This is a genomic window from Leisingera sp. ABM4_101, from assembly GCF_056158725.1.
On sequence record NZ_JBSWTV010000002.1, the window covers coordinates 2,612,042 to 2,638,708 of the forward strand.

At 63.0% G+C, this 26,667-nt stretch carries 27 protein-coding genes; 13 read left to right on the forward strand and 14 right to left on the reverse strand.

Going from position 1 to position 26,667, the window contains the following annotated elements; all coding sequences use genetic code 11:
• Window position 1: 1 nt before the first annotated feature.
• From ACXAEK_RS13950 to ACXAEK_RS13960, 3 genes are read right to left on the reverse strand one after another with little or no spacing between them, the layout of a single operon-like run.
• Complete coding sequence (locus ACXAEK_RS13950; protein ID WP_475042754.1) at window positions 2-436, reverse strand: DUF6691 family protein; 435 nt, start codon at window positions 434-436, stop codon at window positions 2-4.
• Entirely contained in the window at window positions 436-864 is a 429-nt protein-coding gene (locus ACXAEK_RS13955) for a YeeE/YedE family protein (RefSeq protein ID WP_475042755.1), read from the reverse strand. Before ACXAEK_RS13955 ends, ACXAEK_RS13950 begins: the two co-directional genes overlap by 1 nt.
• A gap of 22 nt (window positions 865-886) precedes the next feature.
• Window positions 887-1,750 carry an MBL fold metallo-hydrolase gene (locus ACXAEK_RS13960; RefSeq protein WP_475042757.1) on the reverse strand — a complete coding sequence of 288 codons (864 nt, stop codon included), beginning with the start codon at window positions 1,748-1,750 and terminating at the stop codon, window positions 887-889.
• A 291-nt stretch (window positions 1,751-2,041) separates the two neighbouring features.
• Between ACXAEK_RS13960 and ACXAEK_RS13965 the strand changes: the two genes are divergently transcribed.
• Complete coding sequence (locus ACXAEK_RS13965; RefSeq protein WP_475042759.1) at window positions 2,042-2,257, forward strand: hypothetical protein; 216 nt, start codon at window positions 2,042-2,044, stop codon at window positions 2,255-2,257.
• 40 nt (window positions 2,258-2,297) lie between these two features.
• Here ACXAEK_RS13965 and ACXAEK_RS13970 read toward each other — a convergent pair whose 3' ends face one another.
• On the reverse strand, window positions 2,298-2,516 hold the full coding sequence (locus tag ACXAEK_RS13970) for a hypothetical protein (RefSeq protein ID WP_475042760.1): 219 nt from the start codon (window positions 2,514-2,516) through the stop codon (window positions 2,298-2,300).
• A 192-nt stretch (window positions 2,517-2,708) separates the two neighbouring features.
• Between ACXAEK_RS13970 and ACXAEK_RS13975 the strand changes: the two genes are divergently transcribed.
• The 4 genes from ACXAEK_RS13975 to preA all read left to right on the forward strand — a co-directional run bounded on the left by ACXAEK_RS13975 (window position 2,709) and on the right by preA (window position 6,510).
• Window positions 2,709-2,972: a DUF2312 domain-containing protein gene (locus tag ACXAEK_RS13975; protein ID WP_008553759.1), complete on the forward strand. Its 264-nt coding sequence runs from the start codon at window positions 2,709-2,711 to the stop codon at window positions 2,970-2,972.
• Window positions 2,973-3,127: 155 nt separating this feature from the next.
• Window positions 3,128-3,526 carry a RidA family protein gene (locus ACXAEK_RS13980; RefSeq protein ID WP_475042762.1) on the forward strand — a complete coding sequence of 133 codons (399 nt, stop codon included), beginning with the start codon at window positions 3,128-3,130 and terminating at the stop codon, window positions 3,524-3,526.
• Window positions 3,527-3,815: 289 nt separating this feature from the next.
• Window positions 3,816-5,150, forward strand: coding sequence for an NAD(P)-dependent oxidoreductase (locus ACXAEK_RS13985; protein WP_475042763.1), 1,335 nt, complete (start codon window positions 3,816-3,818; stop codon window positions 5,148-5,150).
• A gap of 55 nt (window positions 5,151-5,205) precedes the next feature.
• Window positions 5,206-6,510, forward strand: a complete 1,305-nt coding sequence (gene preA, locus ACXAEK_RS13990) for an NAD-dependent dihydropyrimidine dehydrogenase subunit PreA (RefSeq protein WP_475042765.1) — start codon at window positions 5,206-5,208, stop codon at window positions 6,508-6,510.
• A 194-nt stretch (window positions 6,511-6,704) separates the two neighbouring features.
• Here the strand turns inward: preA and ACXAEK_RS13995 are convergent, their stop codons facing one another.
• The gene (locus tag ACXAEK_RS13995; protein WP_475042766.1) at window positions 6,705-7,319 is read right to left on the reverse strand and encodes a TetR family transcriptional regulator C-terminal domain-containing protein; all 615 of its coding nucleotides are present in this window, start codon (window positions 7,317-7,319) and stop codon (window positions 6,705-6,707) included.
• Between the two features lie 267 nt (window positions 7,320-7,586).
• Here ACXAEK_RS13995 and ACXAEK_RS14000 point away from each other — a divergent pair, with 267 nt between their 5' ends.
• From ACXAEK_RS14000 to ACXAEK_RS14030, 7 genes are all read left to right on the forward strand, one after another.
• Window positions 7,587-8,837: a Zn-dependent hydrolase gene (locus ACXAEK_RS14000; protein ID WP_475042767.1), complete on the forward strand. Its 1,251-nt coding sequence runs from the start codon at window positions 7,587-7,589 to the stop codon at window positions 8,835-8,837.
• A 191-nt stretch (window positions 8,838-9,028) separates the two neighbouring features.
• Window positions 9,029-10,483, forward strand: a complete 1,455-nt coding sequence (gene hydA / locus ACXAEK_RS14005; RefSeq protein WP_475042768.1) for a dihydropyrimidinase — start codon at window positions 9,029-9,031, stop codon at window positions 10,481-10,483.
• A gap of 60 nt (window positions 10,484-10,543) precedes the next feature.
• A complete protein-coding gene (locus tag ACXAEK_RS14010) occupies window positions 10,544-11,383 on the forward strand; it encodes an ABC transporter ATP-binding protein (protein WP_475042770.1) in 840 nt (279 codons plus the stop codon).
• Between the two features lie 99 nt (window positions 11,384-11,482).
• Entirely contained in the window at window positions 11,483-12,400 is a 918-nt protein-coding gene (locus ACXAEK_RS14015) for an ABC transporter permease (protein ID WP_475042771.1), read from the forward strand.
• Between the two features lie 85 nt (window positions 12,401-12,485).
• The gene (locus ACXAEK_RS14020; protein ID WP_475042772.1) at window positions 12,486-13,331 is read left to right on the forward strand and encodes an ABC transporter permease; all 846 of its coding nucleotides are present in this window, start codon (window positions 12,486-12,488) and stop codon (window positions 13,329-13,331) included.
• Window positions 13,332-13,478: 147 nt separating this feature from the next.
• On the forward strand, window positions 13,479-14,465 hold the full coding sequence (locus tag ACXAEK_RS14025; RefSeq protein ID WP_475042774.1) for an ABC transporter substrate-binding protein: 987 nt from the start codon (window positions 13,479-13,481) through the stop codon (window positions 14,463-14,465).
• Window positions 14,466-14,824: 359 nt separating this feature from the next.
• Window positions 14,825-15,559: an ATP-binding protein gene (locus tag ACXAEK_RS14030; RefSeq protein WP_475042775.1), complete on the forward strand. Its 735-nt coding sequence runs from the start codon at window positions 14,825-14,827 to the stop codon at window positions 15,557-15,559.
• Window positions 15,560-15,576: 17 nt separating this feature from the next.
• Here the strand turns inward: ACXAEK_RS14030 and ACXAEK_RS14035 are convergent, their stop codons facing one another.
• The 9 genes from ACXAEK_RS14035 to ACXAEK_RS14075 form a co-directional block, all read right to left on the reverse strand.
• Window positions 15,577-16,077, reverse strand: coding sequence for a flavin reductase family protein (locus ACXAEK_RS14035; protein WP_475042776.1), 501 nt, complete (start codon window positions 16,075-16,077; stop codon window positions 15,577-15,579).
• 60 nt (window positions 16,078-16,137) lie between these two features.
• The gene (locus ACXAEK_RS14040; protein WP_475042777.1) at window positions 16,138-17,547 is read right to left on the reverse strand and encodes a 3'-5' exonuclease; all 1,410 of its coding nucleotides are present in this window, start codon (window positions 17,545-17,547) and stop codon (window positions 16,138-16,140) included.
• A gap of 2 nt (window positions 17,548-17,549) precedes the next feature.
• Window positions 17,550-18,065, reverse strand: a complete 516-nt coding sequence (locus ACXAEK_RS14045) for a hypothetical protein (protein WP_475042779.1) — start codon at window positions 18,063-18,065, stop codon at window positions 17,550-17,552.
• Window positions 18,066-18,154: 89 nt separating this feature from the next.
• Window positions 18,155-19,978, reverse strand: a complete 1,824-nt coding sequence (locus ACXAEK_RS14050; protein ID WP_475042780.1) for a DUF294 nucleotidyltransferase-like domain-containing protein — start codon at window positions 19,976-19,978, stop codon at window positions 18,155-18,157.
• A gap of 205 nt (window positions 19,979-20,183) precedes the next feature.
• Window positions 20,184-21,968, reverse strand: coding sequence for a sodium:solute symporter family protein (locus ACXAEK_RS14055; protein WP_475042781.1), 1,785 nt, complete (start codon window positions 21,966-21,968; stop codon window positions 20,184-20,186).
• A gap of 1 nt (window position 21,969) precedes the next feature.
• Window positions 21,970-22,254: a DUF4212 domain-containing protein gene (locus tag ACXAEK_RS14060; protein WP_475042783.1), complete on the reverse strand. Its 285-nt coding sequence runs from the start codon at window positions 22,252-22,254 to the stop codon at window positions 21,970-21,972.
• Window positions 22,255-22,441: 187 nt separating this feature from the next.
• Window positions 22,442-23,125, reverse strand: a complete 684-nt coding sequence (locus tag ACXAEK_RS14065) for an adenylate kinase (protein WP_475042785.1) — start codon at window positions 23,123-23,125, stop codon at window positions 22,442-22,444.
• 6 nt (window positions 23,126-23,131) lie between these two features.
• Window positions 23,132-25,093 carry an acetate--CoA ligase gene (acs, locus tag ACXAEK_RS14070; RefSeq protein WP_475042786.1) on the reverse strand — a complete coding sequence of 654 codons (1,962 nt, stop codon included), beginning with the start codon at window positions 25,091-25,093 and terminating at the stop codon, window positions 23,132-23,134.
• Between the two features lie 58 nt (window positions 25,094-25,151).
• Window positions 25,152-25,445: a hypothetical protein gene (locus ACXAEK_RS14075; protein WP_475042787.1), complete on the reverse strand. Its 294-nt coding sequence runs from the start codon at window positions 25,443-25,445 to the stop codon at window positions 25,152-25,154.
• Between the two features lie 153 nt (window positions 25,446-25,598).
• On the opposite strand from ACXAEK_RS14075, the gene ACXAEK_RS14080 reads away from it, so the two are divergent.
• Window positions 25,599-26,615, forward strand: coding sequence for a C4-dicarboxylate TRAP transporter substrate-binding protein (locus ACXAEK_RS14080; protein ID WP_475042789.1), 1,017 nt, complete (start codon window positions 25,599-25,601; stop codon window positions 26,613-26,615).
• The last annotated feature ends 52 nt before the right edge of the window (window positions 26,616-26,667 follow it).

The window sequence follows — 26,667 nt, forward strand, 5'->3', positions numbered from 1 at the left end:
TTTACGCGTTTGCGGGGCGCCGGTCCAGATGCCTGATGAGTTTGGGGGCGGCTATCATGCCGCAGGCCATGGCTGCCAGAAACAGCGCCCCCTGCCAGCCGTTATAGCTGAGAGAGGCCAGCGCCGGGCCTGGGCACAGCCCGGCCAGCCCCCAGCCCGCCCCGAACATCAGCGATCCCAGAACCAGACGGCGGTCCAGCTCTGTCCGCGGCGGGGCAGGGAAGCTGCCGCCGGCAGCGGGGCGGCGGCCCCGGGACAGGCGCCAGGCCAATGCCATAGGTATCAGCGCGCCGCCCATCACAAAGGCCAGGGCAGGATCCCATTGCCCGAAGATATCCAGCCAGCCCTGGACTTTGGCGGTGTCTGTCATGCCGGACAGCATCAGCCCGGCCCCGAACAGGCTGCCAGCAGCAAGCGCAAGAAAAAGCCGAAGCATCAGATAACTCCCAGAAGCTGACGCAGAACTGCAAGTGTCAGAATGCCCGCCAGCATGAACACAGCGGTTGCCGTGATCCCGCGCAAGGACAGCCGGGAGATGCCGCATACCCCGTGGCCGGAGGTGCAGCCGTTTGCGATCCGTGTTCCCAGCCCGACCAGCAGGCCTGCAATCACCAGGACAGCAGCGCTGCCTGTAACATGAGTTGCAGGTGTGGAGCCGCTTGCAAGGCCGATCAGCAGCGGCATCCCGGTCACACCCGCGATGAAGGCGGCCCGCTCCGCTGCTATGCCGCGCCCGCTGCCATCCAGAAGGCCGCCCAGAATGCCGCTGGCGCCCATGATCCGGCCATTGCCCAGCAGATACACCGCTCCGCCTAGGCCGATCAAAAGACCGCCGCACAGGCCCCAAATCCAATCCGCTTCCATTTGCCTGCTCCGTCTGGTCCGCTCAGATCTTGTTGACCGGAATCTTCAGGAACACATCGCCCTGTTCATCCGGCTCCGGCATCTGGCCGGCGCGCATGTTGACCTGCAGCGAGGGCAGTATCAGCCGCGGCATGCCCAGGGTTGCATCGCGGGCGTCGCGCATCTCGACGAACGCCTCGGCGCTGCGCCCGGCACCGACATGCACGTTCAGGGCCTTCTGCTCGCCCACCGTGGTCTCCCAGGCGTACTCGTCGCGCCCTGGCGCCTTGTAGTCGTGGCCGACGAAAATGCGGGTCTCATCAGGCAGCGCCAGTATTCTTTGGATAAATTCATAAAGGTCGGCCGAAGAGCCGCCCGGAAAGTCGCAGCGCGCCGTGCCGAAATCAGGCATGAACAATGTATCGCCAACAAAAGCGGCGTCGCCGATCACATAGGTGAGGCAGGCCGGCGTGTGCCCGGGGGTATGCAATACCTCGCCGCGCATCTGGCCGATCATGAAACTGTCGCCCTCGCGGAACAAACGGTCGAACTGGCTGCCATCGCGCTGAAACTCGGTGCCTTCGTTGAAGATCTTTCCGAACGTGTCCTGTATCACCGTGATCCGGCTGCCAATCCCGATTTTTCCGCCCAGCTGTTCCTGCAGATAGGGTGCGGCAGAGAGGTGGTCGGCATGCACATGGCTTTCCAGGATCCATTCCACCCGCAGGCCTTGTTCCCTGACCCAGGCGGTTATCGCGTCCGCGGAGGCTGTGCAGGTGCGCCCGGCTGCCTGGTCGTAATCCAGAACAGAATTGATGATTGCACAGGCAGAGCCCTCTGGTTCCCGAATCACATAGGAGACAGTGTTGGTTGCTTCGTCGAAAAAGGCCTGGACGGCAGGGGTCATCGGTCGCTCTCCCTTTGGTTCGGGAAGTCATATATTGGTTTTTGAATGCGTTTCAAGCAGGCACGGGCCGTTAGATGAGCCGCGTGTGGAAATCATCGCAGCCGTCTGATTTGTGTCAAGGCAGAGCGCTGGCGCCGCGCCGTAGTCTCGGCTTGCATCAAAGGCGCCCGGAGAATTGTCAGAAGGCCGGCAAAGATGCGCAAATTTTCGCCGCGCCGCTCAGATTTTGCGGGCTTTCGTATCACTGTTGCGAAATGCTGGCATACTCACAGGACGTAGGGAGGACTGCTCATGACTCAGGAAGATCTGCTGCACACCGTCGAAACCCTGGAAACAAGGATCCGGCAAGAGACCGGACCGGACCGGCTGGCGATGCGGCCGGAATTCATCCGGCTGCTGGACTACATGCGCAAGACCGGTGCAGAGGTGCCTGGACGGCTCCGCCGGTTGGAAGCAGCGCTTTGCGAGGAAGCGGTCGAGGAGATGTTTGACAATATGCCGGTCTGACTGGCCTGTCAGGGCTGGGCTGCCCCGTTAAGGCCGGAAGTCAGCCCAGGAAAATGCCAACCATCACCAGCATCAGTCCCAGAACGGACAGCAGCAGGGCGCCCAGGTTGTAGGGCAGCACTGACTGCACCACAGTGCGGAGATCTTCGTCGCTGAGGTTCTGGCGCCGCGCGCGGGCTACCTTGATAATGCACCAGATCAGTCCAAGCAGGCCGGCAACGGACACGGCTGCTCCGGTCCAGACGATGAGTTCGAACATGAATGCGCTCCTGCGGAAATGGTGCTGCGCGGCGAGTAGCCGATCCGCGGCGCGCGCGCAAGCAGCCGGTGAAAGGGTCCGGTTTCCGCCTGACTGTCCGCCCGCAGCTCTTTCGCTGCTTGCAGTGCCGCAGGCGGGGCGCTATCCCCTTGCTCCGACAGCAACTGACAGCCTTTGCCGACGGAGCCGCAGATGGACATCACCGAAGACGAAAAGAGCGAAAACTACCGAGTGACCGCTGGCGAATTGCGCCAGTTCATCGAGCGCTTCGAGCGTTTGGATGAGGAAAAGAAGACCATCGCCGAGCAGCAGAAAGAGGTGATGGCCGAGGCCAAGGGCCGCGGCTATGACACCAAGGTGATGCGAAAGATCATCGCCCTGCGCAAGCGCGACGAAAACGACATCGCCGAGGAAGAGGCGGTGCTGGAAATGTACAAGGAAGCGCTTGGCATGTAAGCCGCGCTGCCGTTCCGAAAATCAAAGCCGCGCAGGTGCTGGGCCTGCGCGGATTTTGTTTTTGCAGCGCTTGCGTTGAGAAACTTTAAGCTTGAAATAAATGCTGCGGCAGAGCTATTGTCGCCTCAGGCAGTGATCAGCAAAGGAGTTCCGCCATGCCGGCCATCAGCGTGCATCCCGAAGGGTGGAAGCCCGCAAAAGGCTATGCCAATGGCATGGTGGCAGAAGGCCGGCAGCTGTTTGTCGGCGGCCAGATCGGCTGGACTGCAGATCAAGTGTTCGAGGCGCAGGACTTCATCGGGCAAATGAGCCAGGCGCTGCGCAATATACTTGACGTCGTCGAAACGGCGGGCGGCACAGTCCAGGATATCACCAGGCTTACTTGGTATGTGACGGACAAGGCAGAGTACCTGGCCCACCAGGCGGAGGTCGGGAAAGCGTACCGCGCGGTGATGGGCTACCACTTCCCGGCCATGACCATGGTGGTGGTTTCCGCCTTGGTCGAGGATGAGGCCAAGGTGGAAATCGAAGCCACTGCAGTGCTGCCATCCTGAGGCTGTGCAGGGACCAGGGCCAGTGCTTTCACGCCGTTGAAAGGCTGGCACAGGATCAGGCCATTGACGCCATTTCGGGGTGAGAGCCTCGGTTTCAGAATGTATTTGATCGGCTGCAGGCGCAATTCGGCCGAATGCTGTTCTGGCATAATCCAGCTTTTTCAATCCGTTGCAGGCCGTTCTTCCGGGGGCGGCATTTTTTTTGCCCGAAGAAAAATTTTACCAGTTGATAAAAAATCAGACTGTGGCACTCTGATATCAGAACAATAGAAAATCAGGGAGACACCCAATGGCGACCAGCCATCAGGCATCCGGCATTCAGGCAGCGCGTTTGGACGCTGCCGGGATCGCTGAGAATTTCTCGGACCTGCATCCAGCCTATGACGCGCATGAGGCAGCCGTGGCGGCGGACCGCTGCTACTTCTGCTATGACGCGCCTTGCATGACCGCATGTCCAACCTCCATCGACATCCCTCAGTTCATCCGGGAGATCCAGGCAGGCCACGCCGAAAGCGCGGCCCGCACCATTCTGGAGCAAAACATCCTGGGCGGCATGTGCGCCCGGGTCTGCCCGACCGAAACCCTGTGCGAAGAGGCCTGCGTGCGTGAAACCGCCGAGGGTAAGCCGGTCGAGATCGGCCGTCTGCAGCGCTATGCCACCGACACGCTGATGGAGAAGGGCGAGCACCCCTTCACCCGCGCAGCCGCATCCGGCAAGAAAGTTGCTGTTGTGGGCGGGGGCCCTGCAGGCCTCTCTGCCGCTCACCGGCTGGCCGTGCTGGGCCATGACGTGGTGATCTATGACGCCAAGTCCAAGGCGGGCGGTCTCAACGAATTCGGCATTGCCGCCTATAAGTCCACCAACGACTTTGCCGCGCGGGAAGTTGAGTGGCTGCTGCAGATCGGCGGCATTACAATGGATTACGGAAAGAAGCTGGGCGCGGAGCTTTCCCTGGACGCTCTGAAGGCGGATTATGATGCTGTGTTCCTGTCCATCGGCCTGGCGGGGGTCAATGCCCTGCGCGCCCCGGGCGAGGACAAGGACGGCGTGCGCGACGCGGTGGAGTTCATTGCCGAGCTGCGCCAGGCTGAGGATCTGACCGCGCTGCCGGTGGGCCGCAATGTGGTGGTGATCGGTGGCGGCATGACGGCGGTCGATGCCGCGGTGCAATCGAAACTTCTGGGGGCAGAAAACGTCACCATCGCCTACCGGCGCAGCCGTGACGATATGGGCGCCAGCCGGTTTGAGCAGGATCTGGCGGCCTCCAAGGGCGTGAAGCTGATGTTCAATGTCATGCCCAAGGCGGTGCTTGGCAATGGCGCAGCGGCGGAAATCGAATTGGAGTATACTCAGGTCGCAGACGGCAAGGTCTCCGGTACCGGCGAGACCGTGCGATTGGCCGCGGATCAGGTGTTCAAGGCCATCGGCCAGACGCTGGAAGGTCAGCCCGATGCGCTGGAGCTTGAAGGCCGCAAGATCAAGGTCAGTGAAACGGGCCGCACCTCGATGGCAGGGGTCTGGGCGGGTGGCGACTGCGCCTCTGGCGGCGAGGACCTCACCGTGACCGCCGTGGCAGAGGGCCGCGATGCCGCAATGGACATTCACTCCAGCCTGATGGGCTGAGCCAGCTCGGGCGCAGTCAAACTGCCCCGAAGCGAGCCTTAAGAGGAGAGATCAAATGGCTGATCTGACAACAGAATTTCTGGGGATCAAATCCCCCAACCCATTCTGGCTGGCCTCCGCGCCGCCAACCGACAAGGAATACAACGTCCGCCGCGCCTTTGAGGCCGGCTGGGGCGGCGTGGTCTGGAAGACCCTCGGCGCCGAAGGCCCGCCGGTGGTCAATGTGAACGGTCCGCGGTACGGCGCGATCTGGGGCGCTGACCGCCGCCTTTTGGGCCTCAACAACATCGAACTGATCACCGACCGGCCGCTGCAGGCCAACCTGGAGGAAATCACCAGGGTTAAGAAGGACTACCCGGACCGCGCCGTCATTGTCTCGATCATGGTGCCCTGCGAAGAGCAGGCTTGGAAAGACATCCTGCCGCAGGTGGAGGCCACCGGCGCCGACGGGATTGAGCTGAACTTCGGCTGTCCGCATGGCATGGCCGAACGCGGCATGGGCTCTGCCGTGGGGCAGGTTCCGGAGTACATCCAGATGGTCACCGAGTGGTGCAAGAAATACTACTCCAAGCCGGTGATCGTGAAGCTGACTCCGAACATCACCGACATCCGCCATCCTGCGCGGGCGGCAAATGCCGGAAATGCCGATGCGGTCAGCCTGATCAACACCATCAATTCGATCACCTCGGTGGACCTCGACAGCATGGCGCCGGAGCCGACCATTGGCGGCAAGGGCACCCATGGCGGCTATTGCGGTCCGGCGGTGAAGCCGATTGCGCTGAACATGGTGGCGGAAATCGCCCGTGATGCGCAGACCCGCGGCCTGCCGATCTCGGCCATCGGCGGCGTCACCACCTGGCGTGACGCGGCGGAGTTCATGGCGATGGGGGCCGGCAATGTGCAGGTCTGCACCGCGGCGATGACCTATGGCTTCAATGTGGTGAAGGAGATGATCTCCGGTCTGTCCAATTGGATGGATGAGAAGGGCTACACCTCCACCCAGGATTTTATCGGCATGGCGGTGCCGAATGTGACCGACTGGCAGTATCTGGACCTGAACTATGTCACCAAGGCCAAGATCAGCCAGGACGATTGCATCAAATGCGGCCGCTGTTTTGCCGCCTGCGAGGACACCTCGCACCAGGCAATTGCGATGAGCGAAGACCGCGTGTTCACGGTGAAGGACGACGAGTGCGTCGCCTGCAACCTCTGTGTGAATGTCTGCCCGGTCGAAGGCTGCATCACCATGGAGGAGGTGCCGGCGGGCCAGATCGACGAACGCACCGGCGAGGTGGTCTCGGACGACTACGCCAATTGGACCACCCATCCGAACAACCCGGCAGCAACAGCGGCAGAGTAACCTCTGCCAGGGCCGGCTTCGGGTGTCCTCCCGCCCGTCGCCGGCCTCCTTTGCAGGAGACCGTCTCCCGTTGGGCCCGGCGCCGCGCTTTGCGCGGCGCCGGGCCCAAGGCCGCCAAGGGGGCATCAGCATGGCTGATGCCCCTGCGGGCACGGGAGTGCTTCTCTTGCGGCGGCACGACCGCTGCCAGAAGATCAGGTTTTTGGCGTAAGCATCCGGCGGTAAAGGGTTTCCAGGTATTGCGGTGCGGCGTCGAACGGGTCTTCATCCCCCATCAGGGTACGCACCTGGGCGTCGAAATCCGCATAGTGCTGGGTCAGCGACCAGATCGAGAACAGCAGGTGTTTGGGATGCGCCCGGTTGATCCGGCCCGCGTCCATCCAGCCTTGCAAAAGCTGCGCTTTTTCCTCCACCAGCCCATTCAGGTCGCTGGCGATGACATCATGCAAACGCGGCGCGCCCTGCACGATCTCATTGGCATAAAGCCGGCTTTCGCGCGGGAAATCCCGGCTCATCTGCAGTTTGCGCTGCACATAGGCGAGGATCTCTTCCAGCGGCTCGCCTTCCGGGTCCAGCGCCCGCAGCGGGTCTAGCCAGGTGTCCAGCAGCCCCGCCATCAATTCGTTGAAAATCGCTTCCTTGGAGGGGAAGTAGTAGAGCAGATTCGGTTTCGACAGCCCCGCCGCCTTGGCGATCTGATCCACGGTGGAGCCGCGGAAGCCGTGGCTGGAGAACACGTCCAGCGCGGCCTCCAGAATGGCGGCGCGATTCTTCTTCTGAATGCGGGTGGGCGCGCGGTCTGCGGGCATGTCTGTCCTGTCTGTTTCTGCCGCACCTGCCAGCTGAAGCGCGGAATTTCACCTATTTCCGGCAAAACTGCCGATTTTTTCAAGGCCTGTGCGTCAATTTCTTGACTGAATGTGAACCCGTGATAGCGTGAGTTTGACCAGTTGGTCAAATCAGTGTGCAGCCCCGGCGGGCTCGCCCATTGTCAGACCAGCACTCAAAGCCACCGGAAACGGCGAAAACGCCGGCCGTAACCCGCAAAGACGGGTGAACAGGGAAGGAAGCTGGAGATGACGTCGCTTGGACAGAATCTGAAAATTGATGGTGACAGGCTGTGGGACAGTCTGATGGAGATGGCCAAAATCGGCCCCGGTGTGGCGGGCGGCAACAACCGCCAGACGCTGACGGACGAAGACGGCGAGGGCCGCGCGCTGTTCCAGAAATGGTGCGAGGACGCGGGCTGCACCATGGGGCTCGATCAGATGGGCAATATGTTTGCGATGCGTGCGGGGACCGATCCGGACGCGCTGCCGGTCTATGTTGGTTCTCATCTGGACACCCAGCCCACCGGGGGCAAATACGACGGGGTGCTGGGGGTGCTGGCAGGGCTGGAGCTGATCCGCTCTCTCAACGATATGAACATCAAGACCAAACATCCGATCGTGGCCACCAACTTCACCAATGAGGAAGGCACCCGCTATGCGCCTGCGATGCTGTCCTCGGGCGTTTTCGCGGGCATCCATACCCAGGACTGGGCTTACGCGCGTGAAGACGCCGAAGGCAAGACATTCGGGGATGAGCTGAAACGTATCGGCTGGCGCGGCGAGGAGGAGACCGGCGCCCGCAAGATGCACGCCTTCTTTGAGCTGCACATCGAGCAGGGGCCGATCCTGGAGGCCGAGGGCAAAGACATCGGCGTGGTGACCCATGGCCAGGGCCTCAGCTGGACCCAGGTGACCATCACCGGCAAGGACGCCCATACCGGCTCCACCCCGATGCCGATGCGCCGCAATGCAGGCCTCGCGATGGCGCGTATTTTGGAGACCGTGGACGAGATCGCCTGGAGCCACGCGCCGCACGCGGTGGGTGCGGCAGGGCATATCGACGTCTATCCGAATTCGCGCAATGTGATCCCGGGCAAGGTGGTCTTCACCGTCGACTTCCGCAGTCCCGATCTGGACGTGATCACCGATATGGAAAACCGCCTGCGCGAAAAAGGCACTGAGATTGCCGAGGCGATGGGTGTTGGGATCGAATTCGAGAAGGTGGGCGGTTTTGATCCCGTGGCCTTTGACGAAGGATGCGTCAGTGCAGTGCGCAATGCGGCAGAACGGCTGGGCTATTCGCACCTCGATATTATCTCGGGCGCAGGCCATGATGCCTGCTGGATCAACCGGGTGGCGCCCACCGCGATGGTGATGTGCCCCTGCGTCGATGGGCTCAGCCATAATGAGGCTGAGGAGATCAGCAAGGAATGGGCCGAGGCCGGCGCCAATGTTCTGTTTCATGCGGTGGTCGAGACCGCGGAGATCGTTGAGTGAGCGGGCGTCCCGGAAACGCACCTGCGGAGCGTTTCGCCCGCGAACGGGCGGAGCCCTAGGGGCGCTGCCCCCGCGGCCCCAAAGGGCCGCTCCCCCGGAGTATTTCGGGAAAGTTGAAATGCGCTGCGCCAGACAGCGGAAGAGACAAGCGGAGGCGTGAAAATGCGCCCCGATTTAGGGAGTTGTAACCTATGAGTAAAGTCATCCGGAACGGCACTGTCGTGACCGCCGATCTCACCTATAAGGCCGATGTGCTGATTGAAAACGGGGTGATCACCCAGATCGGCCCGAACCTGAAAGGCGATGAGGAACTGGACGCCACCGGTTGTTACGTGATGCCGGGCGGGATCGACCCGCATACCCATCTGGAAATGCCCTTTATGGGCACCTACAGTTCGGACGATTTTGAAAGCGGCACCCGCGCCGGACTGGCGGGCGGCACCACCATGGTGGTGGATTTTGCGCTGCCGAACCCGGGCGAAAGCCTGCTGGACGCGCTGAAACGCTGGGACAATAAGTCAACCCGCGCCAATTGCGACTATTCCTTCCACATGGCGGTGACCTGGTGGGGGGAGCAGGTCTTTGAAGACATGAAGACCGTGGTGCAGGAGCGCGGCATCAACACCTTCAAGCACTTCATGGCCTACAAAGGCGCGCTGATGGTGAACGATGACGAGCTCTATGCCTCCTTCCAGCGGCTGGCGGAACTAGGCGGTATTGCCATGGTGCATGCCGAAAACGGCGATGTGGTGGCAGAGCTTTCCGCTAAACTCTTGGCAGAAGGCAATAATGGCCCAGAGGCTCACGCCTATTCCCGCCCGCCGCAGGTGGAGGGCGAGGCCACCAACCGCGCCATCATGATTGCCGATATGGCGGGTGTTCCACTGTATGTCGTTCACACCTCCTGCGAGGACAGCCACGAGGCCATCCGCCGCGCCCGGATGCAGGGCAAGCGGGTCTGGGGCGAGCCGCTGATCCAGCATCTGACCCTGGATGAGAGTGAGTATTTCAACAAGGATTGGGATCACGCCGCCCGCCGGGTGATGTCGCCGCCGTTCCGCAATAAGCAGCATCAGGACAGCTTGTGGGCCGGCCTGCAGTCGGGCTCGCTGTCGGTCGTGGCAACAGACCACTGCGCCTTTACCACCGAGCAGAAGCGCTATGGCGTTGGCGATTTCACCAAGATCCCGAACGGCACTGGCGGTCTGGAGGACCGGATGCCGATGCTGTGGACCCACGGTGTTGAAACCGGCCGCCTGACCCCGAATGAGTTTGTGGCCGTGACTTCAACTAACATCGCTAAGATCTTGAATTGCTACCCGAAAAAGGGCGCGGTTCTGGTTGGCGCCGATGCCGACCTGGTGGTCTGGGATCCGAAGAAGACCAAGACGATTTCGGCGGGCACCCAGCAGTCTTCGATCGACTACAATGTGTTTGAGGGGCATGAGGTGAAGGGCCTGCCGCGCTTTACGCTGACCCGCGGCCATGTGGCGGTGCATGACGGCGAGATCAAGTGCCAGGAGGGCCACGGCAAGTTCGTCTCGCGGGAGGCCAACACCACAGTGAACAAGGCGCTCAGCACCTGGAAAGAACTGACGGCGCCGCGCCCGGTGGAACGCACCGGCATCCCGGCAACAGGCGTGTAAATCAGGAGCGGGCTGCCAGCAATGGCGGCCCGTTTTCCTGTGTGAAATCAAGGCAAAGAAATGAATATGGAAACGACCACCCAGGCAATCCGACCCGAGGCCGCCGCTTCCGATCCAGCCCCCGCTCAGACCGTCATCGCGGCGAAGAACCTGGATTTGACGTTTGAGACAAACGACGGCCCGGTGCATGCGCTGAAGGATGTCAGCCTGGAGATCAGCAAAGGGGATTTTGTCTCCTTCATCGGGCCTTCCGGCTGCGGCAAGACCACCTTTCTGCGCTGTATCGCGGCGCTGGAAACACCCACCGGCGGCAGCCTGTCCGTCAACGGCATGACGCCGGACGAGGCACGGCGCAACCGGGCCTATGGCTATGTGTTTCAGGCCGCGGGGCTGTATCCTTGGCGGACCATTGCGGGGAACATCAAACTGCCGCTGGAGATCATGGGATTCTCCAGGGCAGAACAGGAAAAACGTGTTAATCAGGTCCTGGAACTTGTTGAATTGTCAGGCTTTGGCGGCAAGTTCCCGTGGCAGCTGTCCGGCGGTATGCAGCAGCGCGCCAGCATTGCGCGGGCGCTGGCGTTCGACGCTGACATCCTGCTGATGGATGAGCCGTTTGGGGCGCTGGATGAGATTGTGCGCGACCATTTGAATGAGCAGCTCTTGAAGCTGTGGGCGCGGACTAACAAGACCATCGGCTTTGTCACCCACTCGATCCCGGAGGCGGTGTATTTGTCGACCAAGATCGTAGTGATGTCGCCGCGGCCGGGGCGGATCCATGACGTGATCGACAGCACCTTGCCCAAGGAGCGGCCGCTGGATATCCGCGACAGCCCGGAGTTCATCGAGATTGCCCACCGCGTGCGCGAGGGGCTGCGGGCGGGGCATGGTGATGACTGATTTTGCCATCCCGTGCTTCCGGAATTGGGGGGTGGCATCCGTGCACCCCCTGTACACCCCCTGTGCACCGGGCGGAAGCCAAATGGGGAGGGCGGAGACATGAAAAGCCTTGTTGCCGTTCTCACCGTGCTCGCCGCCATCATCGCCCTTTGGTATGCGGCCTGTGTGCCGATGAACATCAAGGGAGTGCTGGACGCGGCTGAGCGGGCAGGGGTGGAAGTCACTCCCGCGACCGCCAAGGAGCGCCGGGACAGGGGCGAGATCGGGCTGGTGGCAAAGAATACCTTTGCCATTGGCGAGACCTGGGTGCAGGAGCGCCCGCGGCTGCCCGCGCCGCATCAGGTGGCAGTGGAGCTGTGGAAGACCACGGTAGAGAAAAAGATCACCTCCAAGCGCAGCCTGATCTATCATGCGCAGGTGACGCTGTCGGCGACGCTCTTGGGGTTTGCAATCGGCACCGGTCTCGGCATCCTGCTGGCGGTGGGGATTGTGCATTCCCGCGTCATGGATATGTCGGTGATGCCTTGGGCAATTGTCAGCCAGACCATCCCGATCATCGCGCTGGCGCCGATGATCATCGTGGTTCTTTACTCCATCGGGGTGCAGGGGATCATTCCCAAGGCGGTGATCTCGGCCTATCTGAGTTTCTTCCCGGTGGTTGTCGGCATGGTGAAGGGCCTTCGCGCGCCGGATGCGATGCAATTGGATCTGCTCAAGACCTACAATGCCAATACCTCGCAAGGGTTCTGGAAGCTGCGGCTGCCGTCCTCGATTCCGTATCTGTTTGCCTCGCTGAAGATCGGCATTGCGGCGTCCCTGGTGGGGGCCATTGTCGGTGAGCTGCCGACCGGCGCGGTTGCGGGCCTTGGCGCGCGGCTGCTGGCGGGCAGCTACTACGGGCAGACCGTGCAGATCTGGTCGGCGCTGTTTGCCGCCGCGATCCTGGCAGCAGCCTTGGTGGCGTTGCTGGGGCTGTTCGAGAAGCTGGTCCTGAGCCGGATGGGGGTGCGGGCATGATGGATGTTTGGAAAGAGGGCTCTGCCCTCGCCGCTGCGCGGCTCACCCGGGATATTTTTGGCCAGAAGAACAAGGGGATCCTGTCATGATCATGGTGGTTCTTGCCGTTCTGGTCTGGTGTTTGGGGTGGTGGCTGAACAGCCGGCTGGCGAACAGCCCTGCGGCTGGGACGCGTGCGGTGCAGCTTTTGGTTCCGGCCATCTTTGGCGTCACGGTGCTGGTGGTCTGGGAGCTGCTGGTGCGCGGTCTGGAGGTGTCGCTGGTGATCCTGCCTGCGCCGACGGTCATTGCGGCGCGTTTCGCCTCCAGCCTTCCGATCCTGTGGGAGGACTTTGCCCAGACCATTCTGAAAGGCGCGCTTGGCGGTTACTTGATCGGCTGCGGCGCGGCGTTTCTGACCGCGATCCTGGTGGACCGCAGTGATTTCCTGCGCCGCGGGCTGCTGCCGGTCGGCAATTTCGTGGCGGCACTGCCGATTGTGGGCACCGCGCCGATTCTGGTGATGTGGTTCGGCTTTGACTGGCATTCCAAGGCCGCGGTGGTCGTGGTCATGGTGTTCTTTCCGATGCTGGTGAACACCGTGGCGGGGCTGCGCGAGACCGACCAGATGCAGCGTGATCTGATGCAGACCTATGCCGCCGGATACTGGCAAAGCTTTTTCAAGCTGCGGCTGCCGGCGGCGCTGCCGTTTGTGTTCAACGGGCTCAAGATTTCCACCACCCTGGCGCTGATCGGGGCGATTGTGGCGGAGTTCTTTGGTTCGCCCACCGTTGGCATGGGTTTCCGTATTTCCACCAGCGTCGGCCAGCTGGCGCTGGATATGGTCTGGGCGGAAATCGTGGTGGCGGCATTGGCGGGGTCTGCCTTTTACGGGCTGGTGGCGCTGATCGAGAAGAGCTTTACCTTCTGGCACCCGTCGCAGCGGGGCTGAAAGTTGAACCGTCCTGCGGATGCGGGGCGGTTTTTGCGGAAATCTTGCGCGGGGTGCCGGCAAAGGCAGGCCTCATAAAGAAAAAACTTTGAACGAATGGTCAAACCCGGGCAAGCTTCACATCATAATCAATAGGGAGAACGAGACATGAAACATCTGATGACGGCGGCAGCGCTGGCACTGGGCGCCGCGGGGGCGGCGCAGGCGGCGGATGACGTGACGCTGCAGCTGAAATGGGTGACTCAGGCGCAGTTCGCGGGCTATTACGTGGCGCTGGACAAGGGGTTCTACGAGGAAGAGGACCTGAATGTCACCATCCTGCCGGGCGGGCCGGATATTGCGCCGACCCAGGTGATTGCCGGCGGCGGTGCCGATGTGACCGTGGAATGGATGCCCGCGGCGCTGGCCGCGCGGGAGAAGGGCCTGCCGCTGGTCAATATCGCCCAGCCGTTCAAATCCTCCGGCATGATGCTGACCTGCTGGAAAGACACTGGGATTGCCGAACCCGCCGATCTGGCAAACCGCACCCTGGGCGTCTGGTTCTTTGGCAATGAATTCCCCTTTATGAGCTGGATGAGCCAGTTGGGCATCTCCACCGAGGGCAAGGGTGAGAGCGGCGTCGAGGTCTTGAAGCAGGGCTTCAACGTTGACCCGCTGCTGCAGCGCCAGGCGGACTGCATCTCGACCATGACCTATAACGAATACTGGCAGGTGATTGATGCAGGCGTGTCACCGGATGAGCTGATCACCTTTAAATACGAGGACCAGGGCGTCGCGACGCTGGAGGACGGTCTGTATGTGCTGGAAGAGAACCTGAGCGATGCAGCCTTTGCCGGCAAGATGGAGCGCTTTGTGCGCGCCTCGATGAAGGGCTGGAAATACGCCGAGGACAACCCGGATGAGGCGGCGGAGATCGTGCTGGACAATGACGCTTCCGGTGCGCAGACAGAGACCCACCAGAAGCGGATGATGGGCGAGATCGCCAAGCTGACCGCGGGCAGCAATGGCGCGCTGGATCCGGCCGACTATGAGCGGACCGTGTCGACCCTGATGGGCGGCGGCTCCGATCCGGTGATTACCAAGACGCCTGAGGGCGCCTGGACCCATGCCATCACCGATGCAGCGCTGAAATAAACTGCGGCTTCGGCGCAGGTAAGGCTTTGGAAGCCCGGCAGCCCCGCCTGCCGGGCTTCCATCAATTTACGGTCAATTATATTAAAAATGCAAAAAATCATATGTAACGCCGCAATGCAACCTTGAGATGTATGTTTTTGTGTTACCATTCCCGTATGGGAGAGATGCGAGCTCATATACCTGATGGGCAGGTGCAGAATGTTTTTCCGTCTCAAAAGCTGTGCCTTTGCCCTCAGACAATCGAAACCGCGTGCCGGTCCAGGTATGCGGCCCGCGGGCGGCCTTCCCTGCGGGATGTGGCAAGCAAAAGCACGGCGCTGCCGCTGATGGATCTTTGCCGCAGGGCTTTTGAACGCAAAATGTCCACGGGCAGGGCGCAGATCCTGCTGCTGTATCAGGTGGAGCCGATCGGGCTGGAGCTGGCCGCCGCGCAAGCAGGCGATGTGGTTCCCGTTTGCGTGTGCCGGCTGGAAAAGATCAGCCACCCTGATTTGTTGCACGCCCTGGCTTGCGGCTTTGATATCATTCACCTGCAATCCGATGGCAGCCCGCCGGGCAAGGCACAGCAGAAGCAGGAAGTGGATCTGGCACAGGCGCTTGGCGGGCTTGGCCGGGTTTTGCTGTTTGACGGGGCCCTTGACCTTTTGCGCCGGCTGAGGGCACCGGTTATTCCCTTTCCAGCAGTCTCTCCGGGGGTGCTGGCGGTCGGCAGCCGCCGCGATACAGCCAGGGCCGGCGCGGCTGCGCTGCTGCCTGCCCGAACAGAACACATCAGCCTGCCGGAACAGGCCCCTTACGGGGCGGTAAGCCTGGATGAAGACCTTTGCAACAGCTGCAGCAGCTGCGTCTGGGTCTGCCCTTCGGACGCGCTTGGCCTGAACGGCAGCGGCGGGGGGCTGAATTTTGTAGAATCCCTCTGCGTGCAATGCGGGCTTTGCGTCTCTGTCTGCCCGCAGCGCGCGCTCAGCATGGAGCCGGGAATGGATCTGTCAGCCGCTGCAGTCCTGCCGCGCCCGCTGGCCGGGCAGGATCCGTGCGCAGACAGCAGGGAAAGGGAGGCGCCTGCAAGCGCCCCGCCTCTGGCGCTGCCCTGACGAAAGCGCGCCGCCTGTCAGCCTTGCTCCAGGAAGCCGCCGTATTGCCCGCGCTTGAAGATCAGGCCTTTGCCCGGGCGGGTGGTGACGCTGGCCACCTGTCCGATGATGATTGTGTGATCGCCTGCCGGATGGGCCGCAAAATGGCGGCAGTCGAACCGGGCTATTACACCGTCAAGCGCCGGCGCGCCATGGGCGTTGGGGGTCCAGCCCGCAGCACTGAAGTCTTCGCCATTGGCGGCAAAATGCTTGGCAAGGCCAAGCTGGTCCTCGGCCATCACATGGATGGCAAAGCTTTCGGCTGTTGCAAAAGCGTCATGGCGCAGGGACGTCTTGGCCGGGCACCACAACAGCAGCGGCGGCTCCAGCGATACCGAGGTGAAGCTGTTGACGGTAATGGCCAGCGGGCCGCGGGCGGTCCGGGTGGTGACAACCGTCACCCCGGTGCCAAAGCAGCCAAGCGCATCACGGTAGGCCCGGGCGGTGTCCGGGCCGGGGATGAAGCTGGTATCGGCCATGTCGCGCGCCTCTTGTTCGTTCCGGGCAGTGACCTGCCACGCATGGCACCGATTGTCTACCTAGTTCATGTCCTCAATGAGGCGCCCGTGTTTGCGGGTTTCTTCCAGCACGGCGCCAAAGGTGGTAAGACCGCGGGCTTCCAGCATTGGCAGCATCTTGCAGAAGACCTCGGCGGTGGCGCGGGCGTCGCCCATGGCGGTGTGGCGCAAGGCAGGCGGGATGGTGACCTCCAGCCGGTCGCAAAGCGCATCCAGCGTATGGTTCTGCGAGGCGCCGAACAGCACCGCGCTCAGCAGCACCGTGTCCAGCACCGGCTGGTCCCAGCTGACACCGCTGCGTTTGGCGTGGCGGTGCAGAAAGGCCATGTCGAAGGGCGCGTTATGGGCCACGATCACTGCGTCCGACGCAAAGCGGTGAAAGTCCCGGGCCGCACTGGCAATATCCGGCTGGCCCTGGACCATCATATCGGTGATGCCATGCACCTTGGCGGAAGCCGCCGGAATGGGGCGGCCAGGGTTCACCAGGGTTTCAAAACCCTCGCTTTCGATGATCCGGCCCCGCACCACCCGCAGGGCGCCGATCTGGACGATCTCGTCCTTATGCGGCAGAAGGCCGGTCGTTTCGGTGTCAAACACCACATAGCTGAGAGCGGAGAGCTTGCGGCTGCCCAGCTCTGCGTGGCCGGTTTCCAGCAGCGCAAAATCATAGACCAGGGGGCGCGCATCCTCAGGGGCGAGGCCTGCATGGGCGCCTTCGAACAGGATGATATAGCCCGGTGCGCCGCCCAGGGGTTTCAGGCGCAGATCGTACACTTGGGTTGCGCTGGCGCTTTTCACCTCTGCCTGCACCTCCTTGCCGCTGCGCACCAGCCGGCCATAGGCGGCCTCCAGCCCGGTCAGGTCCAGATAGTCCGACAGCGGCGCATTCAGCCGCGGCGGCGCCTCTTGCGCCAGTACTGCGGCGGCCTGACCGTCGTAAAGCACGATCTGATGCGCCGGGCTGGCCATCACGGTGGCAATGGGAATATCGGTCAGCAGCGCCGCGAGCCGCGTTTTCTCGGCTTCCAGATGCTCGGTTTCGCGGGCAATGGCCTCTGCCGCGTTGAGCGCCGAGGTGCCCAGCTGCCCGGCCAGCCCCTGCGCCGCAGCGGCGAGGTCGCCCAGATAGCGGGCGCCGTGGGTGTCCAGGTCCTTGCTCACCCCGGCATGGGCCCGGGCGCGCATGCCTGCGGCCAGCCGCTCAATCGGCTTGGCGACGTTTTCGTCAAACAGCAGCCAAACGCCGGCGCAAAGCCCAAGCAGGGCAAAGGCGCTGAGCAAGCCTGAAAAGATAAAGGCATCCAGCAGCTCCGGCTGCCCGGCACGGCTGTAGCCAAGCCACAGCGCGCCGCCGGTCACACCGGTGCCGCCAAGAGCCAGCAGGCAGAAGAACAAAAAGATCCGCAGGCGCAGGGACAGGCGGGACAGCATGGTTATCCTCCGCAGGCTGTGGCCAGGATCGGATCGCCGGCGCCGGGTTCAACCCAGTTCAGCCCATCGGGCAGCCCGCCCTCAAAGACCGCTTCGCCGGCTGCCAGCGCCCGCCGCCCGGTGCCGCAGTCCAGCCAGACCGGCAGTTTGCTGACCGGTGCCCAGCGGCCGAAGAAGTACAGCTCTCCCAGGAACACCTGGGGGTGGTCCGCATGGGTTTTCAGGGTGGCGGTGTCCAGCGCTGCAAAGCGGTCAACGTAAGGAACCGCATAGGTCCAGGGGCGGTAGAAGCTCTGGTTTTCGACGGTTTCCGCCACCACCAGCCCCTCGGGCAGGGCCGCCTTGGTGCGCGCGTACCAGCCGTATTCCGAGGTGATGGTGACCCCGATCATCGCCAGCCCCGCCGCCACCGGCGCCATCCAGCGCGGCAGCCGCCCCTTCAGCGTCCGGTTCAGGAGCATCACCACGCCCGCCGCCGCAATGCCCGCAAAAATCACCGCAATCAGTTCCAGAAACATCCTTTGCCCTCTTCAAAATCCGGCCGGCTCTTTCATCTTTCCAAAAATACTCCGGCCGGAGGCATCTGTGCGCTCCGCAAGCGCTGCTGTCAGCTTAACATGCCTTTACCGTGCCCAACCGCCGATTGCATCGTCTTTACAACAACAAAGGCGTCGCGCAGATGACTTCGCTCAAAGTCCGACAGATCCGAAGGCGCCAGGTAATTATCCGGCGCCTGGCCCGCCCGGATCTGTGCCGCCTGGTGCTCCAGCCGGGTTTGGGCAATCAGGTCATAGGCGTCCATGAGGTCGCGCGCGCCGGAGGGGCTGAGCACGCCCGCGGCTTCCGCCGTCTGCAAGCGGGCGCGGGTGTTCACCTCTGCCAGCTGGCCCTGCAGCGCGTAGATGCGGCCCAGGTCCACCACCGGCACCACGCCGTTGTGTTTCATGTCCAGCGTGTTGCGGTGCTCGCCCGAGCGGATGGTGGCCAGCCCGCGCAACAGGCCCAAGGGCGGTGTGTGTTTCAGCGAATTGGCGGTCATATGGGCGGTGAAAATCGAATTGGCGCTGGCGGCCTTCAGGGTCTGCTGCTGCAGATCGGCAAACAGCGCGGCATCACCGCCAATGGGGCGCAGGTCGAACATCACCGAGGCCAGCATTTGCGCCTCGGGGCTGGGCTTGGCAATCCAGCCGTGGAAATAGTCGCGCCAGACGCGCAGCGGCTGCCGCCAGCGCGGGTTGGAGGCCATCATGTCGCCGGGGCAATAGACATAGCCGCAGGTGTTGAGCCCGTCGCAGACGATCTTTGCCATCTGCTCGAAGTAGGTCTCGTCTCCGGGCGCCAGTTCGTCGGACAGGATCAGGCAGTTGTCCTGATCGGAGACACCGGTCTGCTCGCGCCGGCCCTGCGAGCCGCAGGCCAGCCACAGGTAGGGGACGGGGGCGGGGCCCAGTTTCTCCTCGGCCAGCACCAGCAGGCGCCGGGTGGCGGTGTCGGCGATGTCGGTGATCAGCCGGGTCACCACTTCATGCCGGTTGCCGCCTGCCACCAGCTGCACCAGCAGGCGGGGGATTTCGGCGGTGACCTTTGCCATCTCCTCCGCGGACGCCGCGCGGGCGATGCTGGAGACCATTTCGCCCGAGCTGACCGCCTGAAAGCGGGTGAGGTCGGTCTGGGTGACGATGCCTGCGAGCCTGCCGGCCTCCACCACCGGGATATGGCCGATGCCGTGCTCCATCATCATGTGCAGCACGTCGGAGCCGATAGCGGAGGGCGCCAGGGTCAGCGGGTCCGGGGTCATCACCGTGCTGACCGGGGTGGAGATGGGTTTGCCCGCGGCGAGGATCTTGGCCGTTAGGTCGCGGGTGGTGAGGATGCCTTGCAGCCTGTCCCCGTCGGTCACGCAGACAGAGGAGATGCGGCGGTTGCGCATCAGCTGCGCCGCGCCCTGGCAGGTGAGGCCGCTGGAGCAGGTGACGGGGTTTCGCGCCATGATGGCCTCGACCCTTGTGGTGGCCAGGCTGTTGCCCTCGCGGCTGCCGGGGCGGCGGCGGTCGAAGAATTTCGCGACCTGCGGCTGGCTTGCCATCAGGGTGTGGAAGTCCGCCTTGGGCAGCAGCAGCAAGAGCGTTTCTGCCGTGGCCTTGGCCGAGGTCACCGCCCGGCCGCTGCGGGTCAGGCCGCGCTCGCCAAAGGAGTTGCGGGGGCCGAGGATGGAGACGGGGATGCCGTTTTCATCGGTCACTTCCACCTCGCCGGTGTAGACCAGGTAGAGGCCCTTCAGATCCTCGTTCAGCGCATAGACGGGATCGCCGGCACTTGCCTCGATCTGGCGGAACTTGGGGGCGAGGTCCTGCAGCAGCGCGGGTTCGAGGCTGTCGTAGGGGTGAACCGAGGACAGGAAGCGGAGCAGGGCAGTTTCGGAAAGGGGCATTTGCTTGTGTCCTTTTGAACTGTCTTTCCCGGGCCGCGGGCCCGGATTGCCCCCGGCCCGCCCCCAGGGCGGGGACAATCCTTAGCGTTTTCTAATGACTGCTGTTCCGGGCGTCTTCGGGAAAAAATGGCCCCGCCAGTGAAACACCGGACGGGACCATGAGGGAAGAGGCGGGCCGCTGGGAAGGCAGCCCGCCCAGGGGAGGTCAGTGGTCCTGTGCGGCACCTGCGCCGCGCGGGATGCGGACGCTTTCGACCAGCTCTTCGATCTCGGCGGGGATCGCCTCGCTCGATTTCGACACCAGGAAGGCGACCGCGAAGTTCACCATCGCGCCAATCGCACCGAAGGAGGTGGATTTGATGGTGCCCAGCAGCGGGTCCGCATCGGTGAAGGAGTTGGTGCCCGGGATGAACAGCCAGCCCTTGTGCAGGAAGATGTAGACCAGGGTGACGATGAGGCCTGCCAGCATGCCGGCCACGGCGCCCTTGTTGTTCACCTTGGTGAAGATGCCCATCATCAGCGCCGGGAAGATCGAGGCGGCTGCCAGGCCGAAGGCCAGCGCCACGGTCTGGGCGGCAAAGCCCGGCGGGTTCAGACCCAGGTAGGTTGCCACCGCGATGGCCACGGCCATGGCGATACGGGCCGACAGCAGCTCGCCTTTTTCCGAGATGTTCGGGTTGATTGAGCCCTTGATCAGGTCGTGGGATACGGCCGACGAAATCGCCAGCAGCAGGCCCGCCGCGGTGGACAGCGCCGCCGCCAGGCCGCCAGCCGCCACCAGACCGATCACCCAGCCCGGCAGGTTGGCAATCTCAGGATTGGCCAGAACCAGGATGTCGCGGTTGAAGTTGGTCAGCTCATTGCCGGCCCAGCCGTTGGCTTCGGCCACGGCCTGAAGATCGGCGTTCTTGTCGTTGTAGTACTGGATCGCACCATCGCCGTTCTTGTCTTCCCAGCCCAGAAGGCCGGTCTGCTGCCAGGTCGCCATCCAGTCGTACTGCGGATCGTTTTCGATCTGCTGCACGGTCACGGCGCCGCCTTCGATGCCGCCGTTGGGCCACATCATTTCGGTGATGTTCAGGCGGGCCATGGCGCCAACTGCCGGAGCGGTCAGATAGAGCAGCGCAATGAACACCAGCGCCCAGCCGGCCGACCAGCGGGCATCAGCCACTTTCGGCACGGTGAAGAAGCGCATGATCACGTGCGGCAGGCCCGCGGTGCCGATCATCAGCGAGAGCGTAAACAGCACCATGTTGAAGGTGTCGGAGTGATGCGCGGTGTATTCGTTGAAGCCAAGCTCGGTCACGATGGCGTCCAGCTTGGTCAGCAGCGGCTCACCGGAGGCGGCGTGGTCGCCGAACAGGCCGAGCGCCGGGATCGGGTTGCCGGTCAGCTGCAGCGAGATGAAGATGGCCGGGATGGTGTAGGCCATGATCAGAACGCAGTACTGGGCGACCTGGGTGTAGGTCACACCCTTCATGCCGCCGAACACGGCGTAGGCGAAGACCACACAGGCGCCGATCAGCAGGCCTGCGGTGTTGGAAACCTCGAGGAAGCGGCCGAAGGCCACGCCGACGCCGGTCATCTGGCCGATCACGTAAGTGGTCGAAGCGACGATCAGGCAGATCACGGCCACCACGCGCGCGGTCGGGGAGTAGAACCGGTCGCCGATGAACTCAGACACGGTGAACTTGCCGAACTTGCGCAGGTAGGGCGCCAGCAGCAGTGCCAGCAGCACATAGCCGCCGGTCCAGCCCATCAGGAAGGTGGAGTTGTCATAACCGGTAAAGGCGATGAGGCCCGCCATCGAGATGAAGGAGGCCGCCGACATCCAGTCGGCCGCGGTTGCCATGCCGTTGGTGACAGGGTGAACACCCCGGCCCGCGGCATAGAATTCAGATGTGGAGCCCGCACGGGCCCAGATCGCGATGCCGATGTAAAGCGCGAAAGACGCGCCCACAAACAGCAGGTTGATGGTAAACTGGTCCATCTTATTCTTCCTCCACGCCGTATTCGCGGTCCAGCTTGTTCATCCGGAACGCGTAGAAAAAGATCAGCCCCAGGAACACCAGGATCGAGCCTTGCTGGGCGAACCAGAAGCCCAGATCGCTGCCGCCGACCTGAATGCCCGCAAGCATCGGGCGCAGCAGGATGCCGAAGCCGAATGAAACAACAGCCCAGATCACCAGGCTGACGAGAATGATGCGCACATTGGCCGCCCAATAGCCCTTGTCGGCTTCGGCGGCCTTTGCGGCGTTTGTGGTTTGGTCCGCCATAGCGGCTCCTCCTTCTTCCTCCTGAACCTGCCTGCGAGTGTCATCAGGCAAGCTCTCTCCATGTGCCTGCTGCCAGGTTCACGGGCGTGCAGGCATGACTCCTCCGGTCCGCCAAGGCGGTGCCGATGGGTATTCCAATGTCCGGGGACGGGGTCCTGCGGGTCAGGCAGGCCCCGTTTCTTAGTTGTTAGCTGGTGGCCTCGGTCACGATGGCCGCCATGTCCTGGGCGATGTCGGTGATTTCGCCCATGGCATTAGTGGTCTTCAGCACGTCCTTGCCGCCGTAGTAGGCGATCAGCGGCGCGGTCTGCGCGTGATAGGCCTCCAGCCGGCTGGCAACGGTTTCGGCGTTGTCATCGGCGCGGCGCTTCATTTTGGTGCCGCCGCATTTGTCGCAAGTACCTGCCACGGCAGGCTGCTTGAAGCTGTCGTGATAGCCCTCGCCGCAGCCTGCGCAGGTGTAGCGGCCGGAGATGCGCTCGACCATGGCGGCGTCGTCCACCTCCAGGCTGATGGCGGCGTTGATCTTCTGCTGGGTTTCCGCCAGCAGATCGTCCAGCGCCTCTGCCTGCACGGTGGTGCGGGGGAAGCCGTCGAGGATCACGCCCTTGGTGCAATCGGGCTCTGCCAGACGGTCGCGCAGGATGTTGATCACGATTTCGTCGCTGACCAGCTGGCCCGCTTCCATCACTGCCTTGGCGGCGAGGCCTGCGGGGGTGCCCGCAGCTACCGCCTCGCGCAGGAGGTCGCCGGTGCTCAGCTGCACATAGCCGAATTTCTCTTCGAGCATCCGCGCCTGGGTGCCCTTGCCGGCGCCCGGAGGCCCCAGCAGGATCAGCACGGCGGGACGGGTGAGGACTGCCATATTCATGTCTGCTTACCCCTTGTTCGCGCGGTTTTCGATCAGGTCTTCGACCACCGACGGATCGGCCAGGGTCGAAGTGTCGCCCAGTGAGCCGAAATCGTTCTCGGCGATCTTGCGCAGGATGCGGCGCATAATCTTGCCGGAGCGGGTTTTCGGCAGGCCCGGCGCCCATTGGATCACGTCCGGGGAGGCGATCGGGCCGATCTCGGTGCGGACCCAGGTGCGCAGCTCCTTCAGCAGCTCGTCCGAGGGTTCGCGGTCGTTCATCAGGGTCACGTAGCAGTAGATGCCCTGGCCCTTGATCTCATGCGGGTAGCCGACCACGGCGGCCTCAGCCACGGCGGCGTGGGCCACCAGGGCGCTTTCGACCTCAGCCGTGCCCATGCGGTGGCCGGAGACGTTGATCACGTCGTCGACGCGGCCGGTGATCCAGTAATCGCCGTCCTCGTCGCGGCGGCAGCCGTCGCCGGTGAAGTAATAGCCCTTGTAGTCGGAGAAATAGGTTTTCTCGAACCGCTCATGGTCGCCCCAGACGGTGCGCATCTGGCCCGGCCAGCTGTCCTTGATGCACAGGACACCCTCGACGCCGTTGCCCTCGATCTCAACACCCGACTGGGGGTCCAGAACCACCGGCTGGATGCCGAAGAAGGGTTTCATCGCCGCGCCCGGCTTCATCGCATGGGCGCCCGGCAGCGGCGTCATCAGGTGGCCGCCGGTCTCGGTCTGCCACCAGGTGTCGACGATCGGGCATTTGCCCTTGCCGACAACCTCGTTGTACCAGTTCCAGGCCTCGGGGTTGATCGGTTCACCTACGGTGCCCAGTACCTTGAGATCGCTCAGATCGCACTTTTCGACCCATTCATTGCCCTGGCCCATCAGCGCCCGCAGGGCTGTGGGAGCGGTGTAGAACTGGTTCACCTTGTGCTTTTCACAGACCTGCCAGAAGCGGCTGGCGTCGGGGTAGGTCGGCACGCCTTCGAACATCAGGGTGGTGGCGCCATTGGCCAGCGGGCCATAGACGATGTAGCTGTGGCCGGTGACCCAGCCCACGTCCGCGGTGCACCAGTAGACGTCGCCATCGTGGTAGTCGAATGTCACCTCATGGGTCATTGCGGCATAGGTGAGATAACCGCCGGAGGTATGCACCACGCCCTTAGGCTGGCCGGTGGAGCCGGAGGTATAGAGGATGAACAGCGGGTCCTCGGCGTTCATCTCTGCCGGAGCGCAGTAATCATCCGCTTCCAGCGCCATCTCGTTGTAGTCGTAGTCGCGCCCGTCCACCCAGGTGGTCTGGCCGCCGGTGCGCTTGACCACCAGGCATTTCACGCTGTCCTTGGTGTGCAGCAGGGCGGCGTCGGCGTTCGATTTCAGCGGGGTCTTGCGGCCGCCGCGCGGCGCCTCGTCGGCGGTGATGATCACCTTGGCGTCGCAGCCGTTGATGCGGGCCGCCAGCGCGTCGGGGGAGAAACCGGCAAACACGATGGAATGAATGGCGCCGATGCGGGCGCAGGCCAGCATGGCATAGGCCGCCTCGGGGATCATCGGCAGGTAGATCACCACCCGGTCGCCCTTGCGCACGCCCATGCTCTCCAGGATGTTGGCCATCCGGCAGGTGCGGCGGTGCAGTTCGCTGTAGGTGATGTGCTGGGCGGCTTCCTCTGGATCATCCGGCTCCCAGATGATCGCGGTCTGGTCGCCGCGGGTTTCCAGGTGGCGGTCGATGCAGTTGGCGGAGACGTTCAGGGTGCCGTCGGCGTACCAGTTGATCGAGACATTGCCGAAGTTGTAGTTCACGTCCTTCACCTGGGTGAAGGGCTTGATCCAGTCGATGCGCTTGCCTTGTTCACCCCAGAACCCCTCGGGGTCGGACAGCGAGGCCTGATACATCTCCTGGTATTTCGCGGCATTGACATGCGCGCGGGCAACGGTTTCGTCGGATGGCGGATAGACAGCGTCTGCGTGCAGCGCGTTCATGCGGTTTCCTCCCAGAAATTTTATTGGCAAGACAAACGACAACGCTGTGCCGCGGCTGTCAAACCGTTTCCTCCTGCGAACCGATAATAGAGCAGGCTGAAAATTTGTGAATAACTGACGGGTTTTTAAGCATTTGCTTGTGAACGAATTTCCCTGAGTGCGGCAATTCTGTAAAAATGTTGACTGGTTTTGTTTTTGGGGTGCGCAAAATCAATGGCTTGTCTGTAAATGCGTTTGCGGCTGGTTTACGGGGGCAGTTGCAGCCGGACCGGGCAGGGCGCGCGCCGTTGGCGGAAACATGCTGCTGCCGCGCTGCGGCATATTGTGCCACCTGCCGCTTTAACAGGAGCATCAGCCCCAGCCTTGCGCGCCTTGCGCGAGTCGCTGCGTAACCTTTCCGCCCTGGGGGTTGGCAGCGCGCGGGCAAGCCGTTAGCCTGACGCCCAAGCGCCCGCCCTTGGCCCCTGCCGAGGCGGAAAAGGGCGCAATTCGGGAGAGTTACATCATGAATAAATTTCTGACTGCCGCCGTTGCGGCAACTGCTGGCGTTGCATTGGCGGGCGAGGCTGCCGCGACGGAATGGAACGTGTCCCTGTGGGGCAAGCGCCGCGCCTTTACCGAGCATGTGGAGAAACTGGCCGAGCTGGTCAGTGAAAAGACCGGCGGCGAGTTTACCCTGAACATCAGCTATGGCGGCCTGTCGAAGAACAAGGAAAACCTCGACGGGATTTCCATCGGCGCCTTTGAGATGGCGCAGTTCTGCGCGGGCTACCACCGCGACAAGAACCCCTCGATCACCGTGCTGGAACTGCCGTTCCTGGGCGTGAACACGCTGGAGGAAGAGGTGGCCGTGGCCAATGCGGTCTATGCGCATCCGGCGGTGCAGGCGGATCTGGCGCGCTGGAACGCCAAGCTGCTGATGACCTCGCCGATGCCGCAGTACAATATCGTCGGCACCGGCGAGCCGCGGGACGAACTGGCTGAGTTCAAGGACATGCGCGTGCGCGCCACCGGCGGCATCGGCAAGGCGTTCTCGGCCGTTGGCGCAGTGCCGACCTCGGTAACTGCAACCGAGGCCTATAACGCGATGGAATCCGGCGTTGTCGACACCGTCGCCTTTGCCCAGCACGCGCATCTGGCGTTCGGCACCATCAACCGCGCCGACTGGTGGACCGCCAACCTCAACCCCGGCACCGTGAACTGCCCGGTGGTGGTGAACACCGATGCCTATGATGCCCTGAGCGACGCCGAGCGCGAAGCACTGGACAGCTCGATCGACGAGGCGATCGGCCACTACCTGGCCAACTACGGCGAGCTGCTGGCGAAATGGGACAGCGTGCTGGCCGAGAAGGGCGTCGAGAAAGTCACAATCTCTGACGCCGAACTGGCCGAGTTCCGCAAAGTGGCCGCCGATCCGATCCGCGCCCAGTGGATCGAGGACATGAGCGCCCAGGGCCTGCCGGCGCAGGAGCTGTATGATCTGGTGCAGAAAACACTGAGCGATCACCGCTCGGGCAGCTGATCACTTAGGGCAGCGCCCGACCCTGGGTGGGTGCGTTAGCGCCCTCCCGTGG

What these genes read in the sequence shown, in the direction of transcription:
- ACXAEK_RS13950 (WP_475042754.1), bottom strand. Translation starts at nt 436, where the DNA reads ATGCTTCGGCTTTTTCTTGCGCTTGCTGCTGGCAGCCTGTTCGGGGCC.
- ACXAEK_RS13955 (WP_475042755.1), bottom strand. Translation starts at nt 864, where the DNA reads ATGGAAGCGGATTGGATTTGGGGCCTGTGCGGCGGTCTTTTGATCGGC.
- ACXAEK_RS13960 (WP_475042757.1), bottom strand. Translation starts at nt 1,750, where the DNA reads ATGACCCCTGCCGTCCAGGCCTTTTTCGACGAAGCAACCAACACTGTC.
- ACXAEK_RS13965 (WP_475042759.1), top strand. Translation starts at nt 2,042, where the DNA reads ATGACTCAGGAAGATCTGCTGCACACCGTCGAAACCCTGGAAACAAGG.
- ACXAEK_RS13970 (WP_475042760.1), bottom strand. Translation starts at nt 2,516, where the DNA reads ATGTTCGAACTCATCGTCTGGACCGGAGCAGCCGTGTCCGTTGCCGGC.
- ACXAEK_RS13975 (WP_008553759.1), top strand. Translation starts at nt 2,709, where the DNA reads ATGGACATCACCGAAGACGAAAAGAGCGAAAACTACCGAGTGACCGCT.
- ACXAEK_RS13980 (WP_475042762.1), top strand. Translation starts at nt 3,128, where the DNA reads ATGCCGGCCATCAGCGTGCATCCCGAAGGGTGGAAGCCCGCAAAAGGC.
- ACXAEK_RS13985 (WP_475042763.1), top strand. Translation starts at nt 3,816, where the DNA reads ATGGCGACCAGCCATCAGGCATCCGGCATTCAGGCAGCGCGTTTGGAC.
- preA (WP_475042765.1), top strand. Translation starts at nt 5,206, where the DNA reads ATGGCTGATCTGACAACAGAATTTCTGGGGATCAAATCCCCCAACCCA.
- ACXAEK_RS13995 (WP_475042766.1), bottom strand. Translation starts at nt 7,319, where the DNA reads ATGCCCGCAGACCGCGCGCCCACCCGCATTCAGAAGAAGAATCGCGCC.
- ACXAEK_RS14000 (WP_475042767.1), top strand. Translation starts at nt 7,587, where the DNA reads ATGACGTCGCTTGGACAGAATCTGAAAATTGATGGTGACAGGCTGTGG.
- hydA (WP_475042768.1), top strand. Translation starts at nt 9,029, where the DNA reads ATGAGTAAAGTCATCCGGAACGGCACTGTCGTGACCGCCGATCTCACC.
- ACXAEK_RS14010 (WP_475042770.1), top strand. Translation starts at nt 10,544, where the DNA reads ATGAATATGGAAACGACCACCCAGGCAATCCGACCCGAGGCCGCCGCT.
- ACXAEK_RS14015 (WP_475042771.1), top strand. Translation starts at nt 11,483, where the DNA reads ATGAAAAGCCTTGTTGCCGTTCTCACCGTGCTCGCCGCCATCATCGCC.
- ACXAEK_RS14020 (WP_475042772.1), top strand. Translation starts at nt 12,486, where the DNA reads ATGATCATGGTGGTTCTTGCCGTTCTGGTCTGGTGTTTGGGGTGGTGG.
- ACXAEK_RS14025 (WP_475042774.1), top strand. Translation starts at nt 13,479, where the DNA reads ATGAAACATCTGATGACGGCGGCAGCGCTGGCACTGGGCGCCGCGGGG.
- ACXAEK_RS14030 (WP_475042775.1), top strand. Translation starts at nt 14,825, where the DNA reads ATGTCCACGGGCAGGGCGCAGATCCTGCTGCTGTATCAGGTGGAGCCG.
- ACXAEK_RS14035 (WP_475042776.1), bottom strand. Translation starts at nt 16,077, where the DNA reads ATGGCCGATACCAGCTTCATCCCCGGCCCGGACACCGCCCGGGCCTAC.
- ACXAEK_RS14040 (WP_475042777.1), bottom strand. Translation starts at nt 17,547, where the DNA reads ATGCTGTCCCGCCTGTCCCTGCGCCTGCGGATCTTTTTGTTCTTCTGC.
- ACXAEK_RS14045 (WP_475042779.1), bottom strand. Translation starts at nt 18,065, where the DNA reads ATGTTTCTGGAACTGATTGCGGTGATTTTTGCGGGCATTGCGGCGGCG.
- ACXAEK_RS14050 (WP_475042780.1), bottom strand. Translation starts at nt 19,978, where the DNA reads ATGCCCCTTTCCGAAACTGCCCTGCTCCGCTTCCTGTCCTCGGTTCAC.
- ACXAEK_RS14055 (WP_475042781.1), bottom strand. Translation starts at nt 21,968, where the DNA reads ATGGACCAGTTTACCATCAACCTGCTGTTTGTGGGCGCGTCTTTCGCG.
- ACXAEK_RS14060 (WP_475042783.1), bottom strand. Translation starts at nt 22,254, where the DNA reads ATGGCGGACCAAACCACAAACGCCGCAAAGGCCGCCGAAGCCGACAAG.
- ACXAEK_RS14065 (WP_475042785.1), bottom strand. Translation starts at nt 23,125, where the DNA reads ATGAATATGGCAGTCCTCACCCGTCCCGCCGTGCTGATCCTGCTGGGG.
- acs (WP_475042786.1), bottom strand. Translation starts at nt 25,093, where the DNA reads ATGAACGCGCTGCACGCAGACGCTGTCTATCCGCCATCCGACGAAACC.
- ACXAEK_RS14075 (WP_475042787.1), bottom strand. Translation starts at nt 25,445, where the DNA reads ATGCTCCTGTTAAAGCGGCAGGTGGCACAATATGCCGCAGCGCGGCAG.
- ACXAEK_RS14080 (WP_475042789.1), top strand. Translation starts at nt 25,599, where the DNA reads ATGAATAAATTTCTGACTGCCGCCGTTGCGGCAACTGCTGGCGTTGCA.